Below are 16096 nucleotides of genomic sequence, written 5' to 3'. Positions count from 1 at the left end.
ATGGGCGACGACCCCGAAGGCAGTCGCGCCCGGGCAACGCCCGGTCGCTCCCCGGCACGCTGCGCCGCGCCTGCTCCCAGCACGTCCGGGAGGCCGCGGCCATGACCGGCACGCTCACCCTGCTGGCCCTGGCCCTGCTGCTGGTCCTGCTCAACGGCTTCTTCGTCGCCGCCGAGTTCGCGCTGGTCAAGCTGCGCCATACCCAGGCCCTGGGCCTGGCCGAACAGCACGGGTGGCGCGGGCGGCTGCTGCTGAACGTGCACGGCCACCTGGACGCCTACCTGTCGGCCTGCCAGCTCGGCATCACCCTGGCCTCGCTCGGCCTGGGCTGGGTGGGCGAACCGGCGTTCGCGCACCTGCTGCGGCCGCTGTTCGACCGGCTGGGGCTGGGCGCGGAGGCCGCGCAACTCACCAGCGTGGCCCTGGCCTTCAGCGTGATCTCCTTCCTGCACATCGTGCTGGGCGAGCTGGCGCCCAAATCGATGGCGATCCGCCGCCCGGAGCGGATGTCGCTGTGGACCGCCGCACCGCTGTACCTGTTCTACTGGGCCATGTTCCCGGCGATCTGGCTGCTCAACAGCAGTGCCAACCTGCTGCTGCGCGCGCTGGGCTGGGACGCGGGCGAGGCGGCCTCGCACCGCTACTCGCGCGAGGAGCTCAAGCGGATCCTCGACGGCCAGCAGCCGGCGGCCGGCCGCGACCACGGGCTGGCCTTGATGAGCCATGCACTGGAACTGCCGGAACTGGTCGCCGGCGACCTGATGCGCTCCGCCGACCACCTGCAACGCTTCAGCGACGGCCAGGACCTGCCGCAGGTGCTGGCCGGCTTCGCCGCGAGCCGCTACAGCCGCTATCCGTGGTTCTCCGCCGACGGCGAGCAGGTCCGCGGCGTACTGCACATGAAGGACCTGCTGGTCGAACTGGCGCGCGGCATTCCCGCTCCCGACCTGCCGTCGCTGCTGCGTCCGGCCACGCTGATCGCGGTGGAAACCCCGGTGCCGCAGGTGCTGGAACGCTTCCGCGGCGGCGCCACCCACCTGGCGCTGTGCGTGGACGAACACGGCCGCATCCTCGGCTACTTCACCCTGGAGGACCTGCTGGAGGCGATGGTCGGGGAAATCGAGGACGAACACCCGCATGTCGCCGGCGACACGCCCACGCGCGGCGCCGACGGCAATATCCGGGTTGCCGGCTCGACCTCGCTGTTCCGGCTGGAACGCCTGCTCGGCCACGACCTGGACGCACCCGCGCACGTCAACTCGGTGGGCGGGCTGATCCTGCACCGGCTGCAGCGGCTGCCCGAGGAGGGCGAGGTGCTGGACATCGGCGGCTACCGTTTCTGCGTCCGCCGGATGGCCGGCCACCGCATCCGGAACGTGGTGGTGGAAGCGGCCCCGGACCCGGACGGCGCGGCGGCGTAGAATACGCGCCCCTGTCAACGCCCGGACGCTTGCCCCATGACCGATTCCTCCCGTCCAGAAGCCCGCCTGCTCGCCCTGTCCCCGCTCGATGGCCGCTACGCCGGCAAGGTCGACGCCCTGCGCCCGATCTTCTCCGAATACGGCCTGGTCCGCGCCCGGGTGAAGGTCGAGATCGAATGGCTGCTGGCACTGGCCGCCGAGCCGGGCATCGCCGAGCTGGCCGACTTCAGCGCCGCCGGCAAGGCCCGCCTGCGCGCCCTGGCCGACGGTTTCTCGGTGGCCGACGCCGCCCGCGTCAAGGACATCGAGCGCACCACCAACCATGACGTCAAGGCGGTGGAGTACTTCATCAAGGAACAGCTCAAGGACGACGCCGAGCTCGCCCCGGCGCTGGAGTTCGTGCACTTCGCCTGCACCAGCGAGGACATCAACAACCTTTCCTACGGCGTGATGCTGGACGACGCCCGCCGCAGCGTGCTGCTGCCCACCCTGGCCGGCATCGCCGCCCGCCTGCGCAGCCTGGCCCACGAGCAGGCCGCCCAGCCGATGCTGTCGCGCACCCACGGCCAGACCGCTTCACCGACCACGCTGGGCAAGGAAGTCGCCAACGTCGTCGCCCGCCTGGAGCGGCAGGTCCGCCAGATCGAAGCCGTCGAGCTGACCGGCAAGATCAACGGTGCGGTGGGCAACTACAACGCCCACATCGCCGCCTATCCGGACGTGGACTGGCCGGCCTTCGCCGAGCGCTTCGTCACTTCGCTGGGGCTGGTGTTCAACCCCTACACCACCCAGATCGAGCCGCACGACAACATCGCCGAGATCGGCGATGCCACCCGTCGCGCCAACACCATCCTGCTGGACCTCGCGCGCGACATCTGGGGCTATGTCTCGCTAGGCTATTTCAAGCAGAAGCTCAAGGAAGGCGAAGTCGGCTCCTCGACCATGCCGCACAAGGTCAACCCGATCGACTTCGAGAACGCCGAAGGCAACCTCGGCATCGCCAACGCGCTGTTCGAGCACTTCAGCGCCAAGCTGCCGATCAGCCGCTGGCAGCGCGACCTGACCGACTCCACCGTGCTGCGCGCCCTGGGCACCGCCTTCGGCCACACCCAGGTGGCGCTGGACTCGCTGGCCAAGGGCCTGGGCAAGCTGGAAGTGAACCCGCAGCGGCTGGACGCCGACCTGGACGCGGCCTGGGAAGTGCTCGCCGAAGCCGTGCAGACGGTGATGCGCCGCCACGGCCTGCCCAACCCCTACGAGCAGCTCAAGGCGCTCACCCGCGGCCACGGCATCACCGCCGATTCGATGCGGGCGTTCATCGAAACCCTGGCGCTGCCCGCCGAGGCCAAGCAGCAGCTGCGCGAGCTCACCCCCGGCGGCTACACCGGCCTGGCCGAACGGCTGGCCAGCGCGATCTGAGCGATGCGCCGCGCGACCGCCGCTGCGGCCCTGCTGCTCGCGCTGTCCTTCCTGCCCGGCTGCCACGGGCCGCGCGCCGCCGGCCCTCCGGCGGCGGCCGGCCCCACCGGCACTCCGCCGGCGTACCCCGCGACCGCCGGGATCATGGAGGGCTGGGATACTCCCGCGCCGCCCCGGCGGCTCTTCGGCACCACCTGGTATGTGGGCACCTGCGGCATCACCGCGCTGCTGGTGACCTCGCCGCAGGGCCACATCCTGATCGACGGCGGCACCCCGGCCGCCGGGGCGGCGATCGCCGCGAACATCCAGGCCCTGGGGTTCCGCCTCGGCGACATCCGCGTCCTGCTGAACTCGCATGAACACGCCGACCACGCCGGCGGACTGGCCTACCTGCAGCGTGCCAGTGGCGCACCGCTGCTGGCGCGCGCACCGGCGATGGACGCACTGCGCCGCGGCACGAGCGCCCCCGGCGACCCGCAGTCCGGCGTGCTGGAGCGGTTCCCGGCGATCGCCGATGTCCGGCCATTGGCCGATGGCCAGGTCGTCCGGGTCGGCGAAACCGCGGTCACCGCGCATGCCGCACCCGGGCATGCCCCCGGCGGTACCAGTTGGACCTGGACCGCCTGCGAAGCCCGCACCTGCCTGCGGATGGCCTATGTCGACAGCCTCAGCGCCGCCACGGATGCCGACTACCGGTTTTCCGACCATCCCGGGTACCTCGCGGCGTTCCGCCGCAGCCTCGACCGGACCGCGGCACTGCCCTGCGACGTCCTGCTCTCGCCGCACCCGCTGGCGGTCGACCTGCCGGCGCGCCTTGCCGGACAGGCCCCCTTGGCCGAGGCCGGCGCCTGCAGCCGCCATTCCGCCCTGGCGCGGCGCGCGCTCGACCAGCGGCTCCGGGCCGAAACCGGCGGCGCCGGACGATGACCCGCGGCCGGCACTACACCGCCGGCGCTACCCGGCCAGCGCGGCAGCATCCCCCCGTGGCGGCCGGCCAGGCGGCCGACAGCACGAGGGGCGCCCCAAGCCGGCCGTGACATCGCCCCCTCGGGCGGCCGTGCGGTTTTTCCGCAACAAGGGGACAATGGCCGGGATGCGCGGCCCGTCCGTCGCGCCCCCGGATCTACCGAAGGATTTCCCATGGCCGCCGCCAAGAACACCCGCCACCCCATCGAAGTCCAGGCCCGCCCGGGCCTGATGCTGGGCATGTCTCCGCAGCGCTTCCTGCGCGACTACTGGCAGAAGCGCCCGCTGCTCATCCGCGGCGCCTTCGCCGGCTTCCAGACCCCGCTGATGCCCGAGGACCTGGCCGGGCTGGCCTGCGAGGAAGGCGCGCTGGCGCGCATCGTCAGCCACGACCGCGGCAGCGACCGCTGGACCTTGCGCACCGGCCCGTTCCAGGAAGAAGCGTTCCCCGGCATGCCCGACCACGACTGGACCCTGCTGGTCCAGGACGTGGACAAGTGGGACCCGGACGTCCGCGCCCTGGTCGCCCACTTCGGGTTCCTGCCGCGCTGGCGCATGGACGACGTGATGGTCAGCTTCGCCGCCACCGGCGGCGGCGTCGGCGCCCATGTCGACCAGTACGACGTGTTCCTGCTGCAGGCCCACGGCCAGCGCCGCTGGAAGATCGACGCCAGCGAATCGACCCGCGGCAAGCGGCCGCCGCTGGACTTCCGTCCGGACGTGGAGCTGAAGCTGCTGAAGAAGTTCACGCCCAGCCACGACTGGGTGCTGGAGCCCGGCGACATGCTCTACCTGCCGCCGAACGTTCCCCACGACGGGGTCGCGGTCACGCCCTGCCTGACCTTCTCCTTCGGGATGCGCGCGCCGTCCTCGGCCGAGCTGATCAGCGACTGGCTCGACGACCTGGTCGCCGACGCCGATGAGGGCATCCGTTTCCAGGATCCCGACCTGGCGCTGCCGGAGGACCCCAACGAGATCGATGCCGCCGCCATGACGCGGGTGGTCGCCGCGCTCAACGCACTGCGCATGAACGACCCCGACCGCCTCGGCGACTGGTTCGGCCGCTTCATCACCACCTACCGCGCCGCCGGCGACATCCTGCCCTCCCGGGCCGTCCCCGATCCGGACGCGGTGGCCGCCGCCCTGGACGAGGGCGGGCTGCTCGAGCGCCATCCCTGGACGCGGCTGGCCTGGCGCCGCGCCGCCCGCGGCGCGATGCTCTACTGCAGCGGCCAGGCCTTGGCGCTGTCGCTCAAGGATGCCCAGGCGCTGGCCGCCGCCGAGCACATCGACCGCACCCTGTTCCGCCGCCTTTCCGGCAAGGGCCGCAACGCCGTGCTGGAGCTGCTGGCCGGCGGCCACTACCAGCTGCTGGACGTGCAGACCCTGGCCGCCATCCAGGCCGAACAGGAGGCCGAGGACGACGGCCAGGACGAGGACGCCTCCGACGAGGATGCCCCGGAAGTCGAGATCGAGGTCATCGAGTACGCCCGTGCCCGCGCGGGCGAACCCGCCAGCGCCACCATCGACACCGTCCGGACCCATCGCGATGGCGTCGAGGTCCTTGTCATCTGCGACGACGAGGACACCCCGGCGGCATGACCACCGCCTTCCGTGTCGAGCAGGCCGATTACGGCGAGCGGCAGGCGCTGCTGCACGGCGTGCGGCATGCGGTGTTCGTGGCCGAACAGCAGGTGCCGCCGGAACTGGAGGTCGATGCGCTGGACCCGCTCAGCCACCATGTCCTGGCGCTGGACGCCCTCGGGCGCGCCATCGGCGCCGGCCGGCTGACCCCGCAGCGCCGCATCGGCCGGATGGCGGTCCTGCCGGACTGGCGCGGCCGGGGGGTCGGCGAGGCCCTGCTGCTGGCCCTGCTCGCCCGGGCCGACCAGCTCGGCTGGACGGACATCACCCTGCATGCCCAGGTCCATGCCCGTGACTTCTATGTCCGCCATGGCTTCCTGCCCGAGGGCGAGCCGTTCGACGAGGCCGGCATCGCCCACCAGAGCATGCGCCGGCGCTGTGGCGATGCCCTGCCCGTCCATGGCCAGGAGGCGGCGGCCGCCGCCATCGCCGCGGTGCTCTACCGTGCCCGCCGCCTGGTCCTGATCGGCGGCCGTGGCAGCGACCTCGCCGGATTCGCGCAGCCCTCCGTGCTGGCGGCGCTGCGCGCGTTCGCCGGACGCCGCCACCCCAAGCAGGTGCGGTTGCTGCTGCACGATGGCGACCTGGCCGCGCTGCCGGCGGCACTGCTGGCCCTGGTGCAGCGCCTGCCCAGCGTGTTCCAGGTCCGTCAGCCGCTCGAAGGCGCCGAGCCGCCGCCGTCCGTCGCCAGCGTCGCCAACGACAACGACGACGGCTGCTGCGTGCCGGCCGGCGATGCCCTCCAGGGGGAACTGTGGCTGCAGGCGGCCGCGCGCGCCCGGCGGCAGGACGCGCTGTTCCAGCGCGGCTGGGACAATGCACTCGAGTGCGAAGGGCTGCGGACGCTCGGCCTCTGAGGACTGTCGCAGGCCGGACACGAGGTGGCCCGACATTAACCCGGCGGACAGAGTGCGTGCCCCTTCCTGTCCCGGCGGGGGTATAATTCAATGGTTTCAACACGCCCGTGCGGCGTCCTGCAACAAGGCCCCGCCGGTTCCAGAAGCCATACCCCCACAAGCGAATCCGACCCTCCATCGTGGACAATCTCCTGAAGCAGTTTGCGCAGTCATCGCAACTCGCCGGCGGCAACGCCTCCTATATCGAGGATCTGTACGAGCAGTACCTCGTCTCCCCGGACAGTGTGGACTCCAAATGGAAATCCTACTTCGACGGCTTCAAGGGCCGCGAAGCAGGTGATGTCCCGCATTCGGCCGTCATCGCCCACATCACCGAGGCCGCGCGCAACGCGGCGACCGCGACCGCTGCCGGCGGTGGCGACGAGCGTGAGCGCAACGTCGGCCGGCTGATCACCGCCTACCGCTCGCGCGGCCACCTCGGCGCCAACCTCGACCCACTGGGGCTGACCCCGCCGGTCAATCCGCCGGACCTGGGCCTGCCGTTCCACCACCTCGGCGACGCCGACCTCAACGACGAGTTCAGCACCGGCGGCATCGGCGGCCAGCCGCGGATGAAGCTGCGCGACCTGCTCGCGCGCCTGAAGGCGACCTACACCGGTTCGATCGGCGCCGAGTTCATGTACATCGCCGAGGTCGAGCAGCGCCAGTGGCTGTACCAGCGCCTGGAGAATGCCGGCGGCAACTACAACCTGGACGCCGACACCCAGCGCCGCACCCTGGAGCGCCTCACCGCGGCCGAGGGTCTGGAGCGCTACCTGCACACCAAGTACGTCGGCCAGAAGCGCTTCTCGCTGGAAGGCGGCGACTCGCTGATCCCGATGATGGACACCATCATCCGCGACGCCGGCAAGGGCGGCGTCAAGGACGTGGTGATCGGCATGGCCCACCGCGGCCGCCTGAACGTCCTGGTCAACACCCTGGGCAAGAACCCGCGCAAGCTGTTCGACGAGTTCGAGGGCAAGTTCGAGCACGACGACCGTGCCGTGGCCGGCGACGTGAAGTACCACATGGGCTTCTCCGCCGACGTCGCCAGCGAGGGCGGCCCGGTGCACCTGGCACTGGCCTTCAACCCCTCGCACCTGGAGATCGTCGATCCCGTGGTGGCCGGTTCGGTGCGCTCGCGCCAGGAACGCCGCAACGACACCGACCGCAAGCAGGTCATGCCGATCCTGATCCACGGCGACGCCGCGTTCGCCGGCCAGGGCGTGGTCATGGAGCTGTTCCAGATGTCGCAGGCCCGCGGTTTCACCGTCGGCGGCACCGTGCACATCGTCATCAACAACCAGGTCGGCTTCACCACCTCCAACCCGGATGACTCGCGCTCGACCCTGTACTGCACCGACATCGCCAAGATGGTCGGCGCACCGGTCCTGCACGTGAACGGCGACGACCCGGAAGCGGTGGTGTTCGCCGCGCGCCTGGCCCACGACTTCCGCCAGCGCTTCAACAAGGACGTGGTCATCGACCTGGTCTGCTACCGCCGCTGGGGCCACAACGAGGCCGACGAGCCGGCGATCACCCAGCCGCTGATGTACCAGGTGATCCGCAAGCACAAGACCACCCGCGAGCTGTACGCCGAGAAGCTCGAGGCCGCCGGCGTGGTTCCGGCCGGCACCGGCAAGACGCTGGTCGATGCCTACCGCGAAAAGCTGGATTCCGGCGAAGTCACCACCGAGCTGGCCCAGGTCGAGAAGACCCCGCCGACCAGCAAGCTGTACGTGAACTGGCCGAAGCTGCTGGCGGGCAAGCTGTCCGACCCGGTCAGCACCAAGGTCGAAAAGGGCGCGCTGGCACGGCTGGCCACCCTGATCAACACCATCCCCGACGGCGTCGAGCTGCACTCGCGCGTGGCCAAGGTCTACGAGGACCGCCGCAAGATGGCCGCCGGCGAACAGCCGGGCGACTGGGGCTTCGCCGAGAACCTGGCCTACGCCACCCTGCTGGACGAGGGCAACGGCCTGCGCCTGGTCGGCCAGGACGTGGGCCGCGGCACCTTCACCCACCGCCACGCGATCCTGCACGACCAGAAGACCGACAACTACTACCTGCCGCTGCGCCAGCTGGTCGAGTCGCCCGAGCAGGCCACCATCATCGACTCGCTGCTCAGCGAAGAGGCGGTGATGGCCTACGAGTACGGCTTCTCCACCACCGATCCCAACACCCTGTGCATCTGGGAAGGCCAGTTCGGCGACTTCGCCAACGGCGCCCAGGTGGTGATCGACCAGTTCATCGCCTCCGGCGAGGCCAAGTGGGGCCGCATCTCCGGCCTGACCCTGCTGCTGCCGCACGGCTACGAAGGCCAGGGCCCGGAGCACAGCTCCGCACGCCTTGAGCGCTTCCTGCAGCTGTGCGCGCTGGAGAACATGCTGGTGTGCGTGCCGTCGACCCCGGCCCAGGCCTTCCACATGCTGCGCCGCCAGATGCGCATGGACACCCGCAAGCCGCTGGTGGTCATGTCGCCCAAGTCGCTGCTGCGCCACAAGCTGGCGGTGTCGACCCTGGACGAACTGGCCGACGGCGAGTTCCAGCAGCTGATCGGCGACGCCGGCGCGGACCCCAAGAAGGTCAAGCGCGTGGTGCTGTGCTCGGGCAAGGTCTACTACGACCTGCTGGAAGAGCGGAGCAAGCGCGGCCAGGACGATGCTGCCCTGATCCGCGTCGAGCAGCTGTACCCGTTCCCGCGCCCGCTGCTGTCCGCCGAGCTGAAGAAGTACGGCAAGGCCGCCGACGTGGTGTGGTGCCAGGAAGAGCCGATGAACCAGGGCGCGTGGTACCAGATCCGCCACCACCTGCAGGCCTGCCTGGCCGACGGCCAGAACCTGCACTACGCCGGGCGCCCGCGCTCGCCGTCGCCGGCGGTCGGCCACATGGCCGACCACCTGCGCGAACTGCAGCAGCTGCTCGCCGACGCGCTGGTCAACTCCTTCACCGACCAGTTCGCTGAATAAGCCTCCCCCCTTCACTGAAGAACACGAACCAGGAAAAGCCCTGCATGGCCACCGAAGTCAAAGCCCCGGTACTGCCCGAATCCGTCGCCGACGGCACCATCGCCACCTGGCACAAGAAGGTTGGCGACGCGGTCAAGCGCGATGAAAACCTGCTCGATCTGGAAACCGACAAGGTCGTGCTGGAAGTGCCGTCCCCGGTCGATGGCGTGATCAAGGAGATCAAGTTCGCCGAAGGCGCCACCGTGACCAGCAGCCAGGTCGTGGCGATCATCGAGGAAGGCGCTGTCGCCGCCGCCCCGGCCGCCGAAGAGAAGAAGGCCGACGCCGCTCCGGCGGCTCCCGCCGCTGCCGCGGCGCCGGCTCCGGCCGCCAAGTCGCCGGCCGACGCACTGCCGCCGGGTGCCCGCTTCGCGGCGATCACCGAAGGCGTGAACCCGGCCGACGTCGACGGCACCGGCCGTCGCGGTGCGGTGACCAAGGAAGACATCGTCAACTTCGCCCGCAACGGCGGCGCCGGCAAGGCCGGCGGCGCACGTCCGGAAGAGCGCGTGCCGATGACCCGCATCCGCAAGCGCATCGCCGAACGCCTGATGCACTCCAAGGAGTCCATCGCCATGCTGACCTCGTTCAACGAGGTCAACCTGGCCAAGGTCGCGGCCGCGCGCAAGGAACTGCAGGAAGAGTTCCAGAAGGCGCACGGCATCAAGCTCGGCTTCATGAGCTTCTTCGTCAAGGCCGCCGCCAACGCGCTGCAGCGCTTCCCGGTGATCAACGCCTCGGTCGACGGCGACGACATCATCTACCACGGCTACTCCGACGTCTCCATCGCCGTGTCCACCGAAAAGGGCCTCGTGACCCCGGTGCTGCGCAACGTCGAGCGCATGTCCTTCGCCGACATCGAGCAGGGCATCGCCGACTACGCCAAGAAGGCGCGCGACGGCAAGCTGGCGCTGGAGGACCTGCAGGGCGGCACCTTCACCGTGACCAACGGCGGCACCTTCGGCTCGCTGCTGTCCACCCCGATCGTCAATCCGCCGCAGAGCGCGATCCTGGGCATGCACACCATCAAGGAGCGTCCGATCGCCGAGAACGGCCAGGTCGTGGTCGCGCCGATGATGTACATCGCGCTGTCCTACGACCACCGCATCATCGACGGCAAGGAAGCCGTGCAGTTCCTGGTGGACATCAAGAACCAGCTGGAAAATCCCGGCCGCATGCTGTTCGGCCTGTAAGGCAACGGCTCCCCCTCTCCGGAGGGGGAGCACCCCCGCATTCCCGCGCCGGTTCCCTCTCCGTCCCGCGAACCGGCAAGGATCCGCAAGGCCCACCACCGGCTGTTCCCCTGCCCTGGCGACGGCGGCACGTTCCGACTCCGTAACGGATCGCGTACCCGGGACCGCAGGACCGCCGTACATCCTCACCCCGGCGCTTCGCGCCACCTTCTCCCGGCGGGAGGAGAAAAGGCATCAAGGAACCTCAAATGGCTGAACAATTCGACGTCGTCGTCATCGGTGCCGGTCCGGCCGGCTACCACGCCGCCATCCGCGCCGCCCAGCTGGGCCTGAAGACCGCCTGCATCGACGCGGCGCTGGGCAAGGACGGCAAGCCCGCCCTCGGCGGCACCTGCCTGCGCGTGGGCTGCATCCCGTCCAAGGCGCTGCTGGACTCCTCGCGCCAGTACTGGAACATGAGCCACGTCTTCGACCAGCACGGCATCAGCTACAAGGACGCCAAGATCGACGTCGAGAAGATGGTCGGCCGCAAGGACGCCATCGTGAAGCAGTTCACCGGCGGCATCGCCCAGCTGTTCAAGGCCAACAAGGTCACCGCCTACTACGGCTTCGGCCAGCTGCAGGCCGGCAATGTCGTCAAGGTCAAGCAGCATGACGGCACCGAGGTCGAGCTCAAGGGCACCAATGTCATCATCGCCGCCGGCTCGGATTCGATCGAGCTGCCGTTCGCCAAGTTCGACGGCGAGACCATCGTCGACAACGTCGGCGCCCTGGACTTCGCCGAGACGCCCAAGCGCCTGGCGGTGATCGGCGCCGGCGTGATCGGCCTGGAGCTGGGCAGCGTGTGGAAGCGCCTGGGCGCCGAGGTCACCATCCTCGAAGCGATGCCGGACTTCCTGGCCGCCGCCGATGCCGAAGTGGCCAAGCTCGCCGCGCGCGAGTTCAAGAAGCAGGGCCTGGACATCAAGCTCAACGCCAAGGTCTCCAAGACCGAGATCACCGGCAAGGGCAAGAAGAAGGAAGTCGTCGTCACCTACAACGATGCCGAAGGCGAGAAGACCCTGACCGTGGACAAGCTGCTGGTGGCCGTGGGCCGCCGTGCCGCCACCAACGGCCTGCTGGCCGACGGCGCCGGCGTGCAGGTCAACGAGCGCGGCCAGATCGTGGTCGACGAGCACTGCCACACCGGCGTCGACGGCGTGTGGGCGGTCGGCGACTGCGTGCGCGGGCCGATGCTCGCCCACAAGGGCTTCGAGGAAGGCATCGCGGTGGCCGAACTGATCGCCGGCCTGCCGGGCCACGTCAACTTCGACACCATCCCGTGGGTGATCTACACCGAGCCGGAACTGGCCTGGGTCGGCAAGACCGAAGCCCAGCTCAAGGCCGAGGGCATCCCCTACAAGGCCGGCAGCTTCCCGTTCGCCGCCAACGGCCGCGCCGTCGCGATGGTCGAACCGGCCGGCTTCGTCAAGGTGCTGGCGCATGCCGAGACCGACCGCGTGCTGGGCATGCACCTGGTGGGCGCCAACGTCTCCGAGCTGGTCCACGAAGGCGTGCTGACCATGGAGTTCAGCGGCTCGGCCGACGACCTGGCCCGCATCTGCCATGCCCACCCCTCGCTGTCCGAAGTGATCCACGACGCGGCGATGGCGGTCGGCAAGCGCGCCATCCACAAGGCCAACTGAGCCGTACCGGCCTGGAACGAGAAGGCTCCGCCCCGGCGGGGCCTTCTTGCTTTCCCGGCTTCTCCCGCCTGCCGCGCTCCCGTCGCGGACGGCCTCCTTTCCTCCAGGAACGAGCATGAAGTCCCTCTGTGTCTACTGCGGCTCCAACCCCGGCGCCCGGCCGGTCTACGTCGAGCGCGCCGTCGAGCTTGGCCGGCGCATCGCCGACGAAGGCCTGCGGCTGGTGTACGGCGGCGGCCGCACCGGGCTGATGGGCGCGGTGGCCGATGGCGTGCTGGCCGCTGGCGGCGCGGTCACCGGCGTGATCCCGCAGCACCTGGTGGACCTGGAGGTGGCGCACCAGGGCGTCACCAGCCTGGAAGTGGTCGCCACCATGCACGAACGCAAGTCGCGCATGTTCGAGCTGTCCGATGCCTTCGTCGCCCTGCCCGGCGGCTTCGGCACCGCCGAGGAGATCTTCGAGATGCTGACCTGGCGGCAGCTGGGCATCGGCAGGAAGCCCTGTGCGTTCCTCGATGTCGACGGTTTCTACGCGCGCCTGATCGGCATGATCGACCACATGGTGGAAGAGCGCTTCCTGCACCCGGAGCAGCGCCAGGACCTCTGGTACGGCGATGACCCGCAGCAGATGCTGGCCTGGATGCGGGCCTATACGCCGGCACAGGCGGAGAAGTGGTTCGACGAAAAACTACGCGCCGCATTGCGGTAAGACACTGGCGCGTGGCGACGCGGCAGACCCCGCGGCGCCCTGTTGCCAACGGGGCGCGGTTCGACGAAAAACTGCGCGCCGCATTGCGGTAAGACACTGGCGCGTGGCGACGCGGCAGGCCCCGCGGCGCCCTGTTGCCGGCGGGGCGCCCCCCGTACACGGCGCGCCTTCCGCGCTCAGCGCGCCTTGGAGCCGCCCGGGGCCTGCTGCAGCATCGTCTGCCGGGGCACGGGATAGCCCAGCAGATACCCCTGGCCGTAGTCGCAGCCCATTTCCAGCAGGGTGTGCCACTGCCGCTGTTCCTCGATGCCCTCGCCGATGGTCTGGATGCCCAGGGTGCGCGCAAGCGACACCACCCCCTCCACCAGCGCCTGCGTGCTCTTGCCAGCATGCGCGTGCAGGCCGGCAACGAAACTCCGGTCGATCTTCAGCGCGCTGATCGGGAAACGGTGCAGGTAGGACAGCGCCGAATAGCCGGTGCCGAAGTCATCCAGCTGCACCAGCACGCCACGCTCGCGCAGGTGGTGCAGCGCCCGCAGTGTCCTCGGTGCGGCATCCAGCAGCGCTTCCTCGGTGATCTCCACGCGCAGGCGCTCCGCGGGCGCCCCGGCCGCGTCGAGCAGCCCGAACAGCCGCGCCGCGAATTCCGGCGAGCGGAAATGCCGTGGCGATACATTGACCGAGAGGTAGCCCGCGGTGCTGTCGGCGAGGTCGCGGACCACCTGCTCGTACATCAGCCAATCCACCTGCTCTATCAGTCCGCTTTCCTCGCCCAGGCCGATGAACTCGCCCGGCAGCAGCAGCCCGCGACCTTCGTGCTGCCAGCGCAGCAGGGCCTCGTGGCCGATCACCCGGCCATCGACCAACGAGACGATCGGCTGGTAGAACGGCACGAAGTCGTTGTTGTTGATGGCCCGGCGCAGGTCCGCTTCCAGCTCCAGGCTGCGCAGCGACTGCTCGCGCATGGCCGCGTCGAACACCACGCAGCGGTCCTGGCCCATGCCCTTGGCCCGGTACATAGCGGCATCGGCGTCGCGCAGCAGTTCGGCACCGGACGCATAGTGCGGGCTCCACAGCGCGATGCCGATGCTGCCGGACGGAAACAGCTCGCGCCCCTGTACCCACATCGACTGCTCCAGGGCGCGCAGCAGGCGCCGCCCGACCTCCATCGCCGCTTCCACGCCGGCACCCTCGCAGCGCACCAGCAGGGCGAACTCGTCGCCGCCCAGCCGCGCCACCACGTCCTCGCTGCGCAGCATGCCGACCAGGCGCTGCGCCACCTCCACCAGCATCTGGTCACCGGCGGCATGGCCGATGCTGTCGTTGATCCACTTGAAGCGGTCCAGATCCAGGAACAGCAGCGCGAACTCCGGCCCGCTGCCCAGCAGCGCCTGCTCGATCGCCCGCTCCAGCTTTTCCAGCAGGTGCATCCGGTTGGGCAGGCCGGTGAGCACATCGTGGGTCGCCAGGTAGGTCATGCGCTGCTCGACGCGCATGCGTTCGCCGATCTGTGCCAGCAGCTTCTGGTTGACCTGGCCCAGTTCGCGCGTGCGCTCGGCCACCCGGCGCTCCAGCTCCGCATGCGCCTGCAGCAGCCGGTTGCGGTCGCGCTGGCGGTTGAGGCTGTTGCCGATGCTGCGCGCGACGAACGCCAGAAGGCGCTGGTCGTACTGGGTGAAACGGGCGTCGGGGTCGTAGCTCTGCACCGCGATCGCCCCCACCACTTCATGGTCGTCGAACAACGGCACGCCCAGCCAGCACTGCGATTCCGCACCGAACTGCCGCACCTTGCCCTCGGCGACCAGCCGGTTGATCTGGTCGCGGGTGACCAGCAGCGGCTGGCCCGTGCGGATGGTGTACTCGGTCAGCCCGTCGCTGAAGGGCCGCGAGGCCCAGACCCGGTTGAACTCATCGACCGAGTACACGAAGTCCAGTCCGTCGCGCTGCTCGTTGACCAGTGCGATATAGAAGTTCCGTGCATCCAGCAGCCCGCCGATCACCCCGTGCAGCTCGGCATGGAACTGCTCCTGGCTGCCACAGCTCATCGCCAGCTCGGAAATCCGGAACAGCGCCGCATGCAGCATCTCCGCGCGCCGGCGCTCCTGGATCTCCTCCTGCAGGCTGCCGTTGACGCGCTCCAGTTCGCGGGTGCGCCGCTGCACATGCTGGCGGAGCTGCTGGTGCGCACGGCAGCGGTCCATCGCACCGTGCAGCTGCTCCGCCGCCGCCGCCAGTCCGTCGCGCACCGGTGCCAGGCTGACGCCGTCGTCGCGCCGCACCATGACCACGCCGCACACCGCGCCGGCGCGGCGCAGCGGCACGCCGGTCCAGCCGCCGCCCGGCTCCCCGGCACCGTGCAGCACCGCAAGCAGTGCCGGGTCGCCGGCTTCGTCGCAGGCCATCCAGCGCTCCGGATCGGCCGGCTCGCCAGCACCGTCCGGACCGCTGTAGAGCACCCGCAGGCGATCCCCTTCCGCGTCGTAGTCCACCACCCGGCAGGCATCGACCCCCATCAGCGCATGCAGGATGCCGTGGAACCGCCGCAGCAGCCGGCGCACGTCCAGGTCGCCGGCGGCCAGCCCGGCGATCTCCAGCAAGGCCGCCTGCAATCGCCCGGCCTGCTCGAGTCCGGCGAGCCGGCCGTCCTGCCGCAGCCGTGCCAGCGTGGTGCCGGCCAGCATCCGCGCGGCGGCCAGCCAGGCCTGCCGCTGCGGATCGGGCACCGGCATCGGAGGCGCGGCCAGCAGCGCGATGCCGGTGCCCTCCTCGCACCAGTACGCATGCGGCAGGTGGCCCAGCGCCGGCGGCAACGAAGCTCCATCGAGCAGGCCGCGCACGGCCGTGCGCAGCGGGTCGTCCGCGCCCGCGGCGGCCCACTCGCCCCGGCCGAGCAGCGCATCGTCCCAGGCCAGTGCGACCGCTCCGCCGGACGGCAGCAGGCCGCCCAGCGCCGCACCCATGCGCGCCAGCAGGGCCTCTGCTCCGGCGGCCCCGCATCCGGCAAACGCTTGCTGTTGGCTGTCCGCCATGGCCTCGCTCTCAAGGGTCCCGACACCCGCGGCCGGGCCGCGTCACGCTCCGCAGCATAGCGCCGCCGGCAGCCGCCGACGCACGCGCCGGGGCATATGCGCCCGGGCCCGGCTGAACGGTCCCCG

Annotated in this window: 10 protein-coding genes; 9 read left to right on the top strand and 1 reads right to left on the bottom strand. The window is 70.3% G+C overall.

The window, feature by feature from the left end:
- Positions 1-101 precede the first annotated feature (101 nt).
- From K5L01_RS02885 to K5L01_RS02845, 9 genes are all read left to right on the top strand, one after another.
- Positions 102-1421 (top strand): hemolysin family protein, encoded by a 1320-nt coding sequence (locus tag K5L01_RS02885; protein ID WP_250061775.1) that lies wholly within the window; start codon positions 102-104, stop codon positions 1419-1421.
- Positions 1422-1457: 36 nt separating this feature from the next.
- Complete coding sequence (purB, locus tag K5L01_RS02880) at positions 1458-2840, top strand: adenylosuccinate lyase (RefSeq protein WP_250061773.1); 1383 nt, start codon at positions 1458-1460, stop codon at positions 2838-2840.
- Positions 2841-2843: 3 nt separating this feature from the next.
- On the top strand, positions 2844-3767 hold the full coding sequence (gene bla, locus K5L01_RS02875; protein ID WP_250061771.1) for a subclass B3 metallo-beta-lactamase: 924 nt from the start codon (positions 2844-2846) through the stop codon (positions 3765-3767).
- 213 nt (positions 3768-3980) lie between these two features.
- Positions 3981-5408, top strand: coding sequence for a ribosomal protein uL16 3-hydroxylase (locus tag K5L01_RS02870; RefSeq protein WP_250061769.1), 1428 nt, complete (start codon positions 3981-3983; stop codon positions 5406-5408).
- On the top strand, positions 5405-6307 hold the full coding sequence (locus tag K5L01_RS02865; protein ID WP_250061767.1) for a GNAT family N-acetyltransferase: 903 nt from the start codon (positions 5405-5407) through the stop codon (positions 6305-6307). The genes K5L01_RS02870 and K5L01_RS02865 overlap by 4 nt, the downstream gene beginning before the upstream one ends.
- A gap of 179 nt (positions 6308-6486) precedes the next feature.
- A complete protein-coding gene (locus tag K5L01_RS02860) occupies positions 6487-9315 on the top strand; it encodes a 2-oxoglutarate dehydrogenase E1 component (protein WP_250061765.1) in 2829 nt (942 codons plus the stop codon).
- Positions 9316-9359: 44 nt separating this feature from the next.
- Positions 9360-10547, top strand: a complete 1188-nt coding sequence (gene sucB, locus K5L01_RS02855; RefSeq protein WP_250061763.1) for a dihydrolipoyllysine-residue succinyltransferase — start codon at positions 9360-9362, stop codon at positions 10545-10547.
- Between the two features lie 248 nt (positions 10548-10795).
- On the top strand, positions 10796-12232 hold the full coding sequence (gene lpdA, locus K5L01_RS02850; protein ID WP_250061761.1) for a dihydrolipoyl dehydrogenase: 1437 nt from the start codon (positions 10796-10798) through the stop codon (positions 12230-12232).
- A 115-nt stretch (positions 12233-12347) separates the two neighbouring features.
- Positions 12348-12941 (top strand): LOG family protein, encoded by a 594-nt coding sequence (locus K5L01_RS02845; protein WP_250061759.1) that lies wholly within the window; start codon positions 12348-12350, stop codon positions 12939-12941.
- Positions 12942-13117: 176 nt separating this feature from the next.
- Here K5L01_RS02845 and K5L01_RS02840 read toward each other — a convergent pair whose 3' ends face one another.
- Positions 13118-15970, bottom strand: coding sequence for a putative bifunctional diguanylate cyclase/phosphodiesterase (locus K5L01_RS02840; RefSeq protein WP_336254071.1), 2853 nt, complete (start codon positions 15968-15970; stop codon positions 13118-13120).
- Positions 15971-16096: the final 126 nt, after the last annotated feature.

The sequence above is a fragment of the Stenotrophomonas mori genome (genome assembly GCF_023556335.1).
GTDB classification, from domain to species: domain Bacteria; phylum Pseudomonadota; class Gammaproteobacteria; order Xanthomonadales; family Xanthomonadaceae; genus Stenotrophomonas; species Stenotrophomonas mori.
This window is presented reverse-complemented; position numbering and strand designations above follow the sequence as displayed.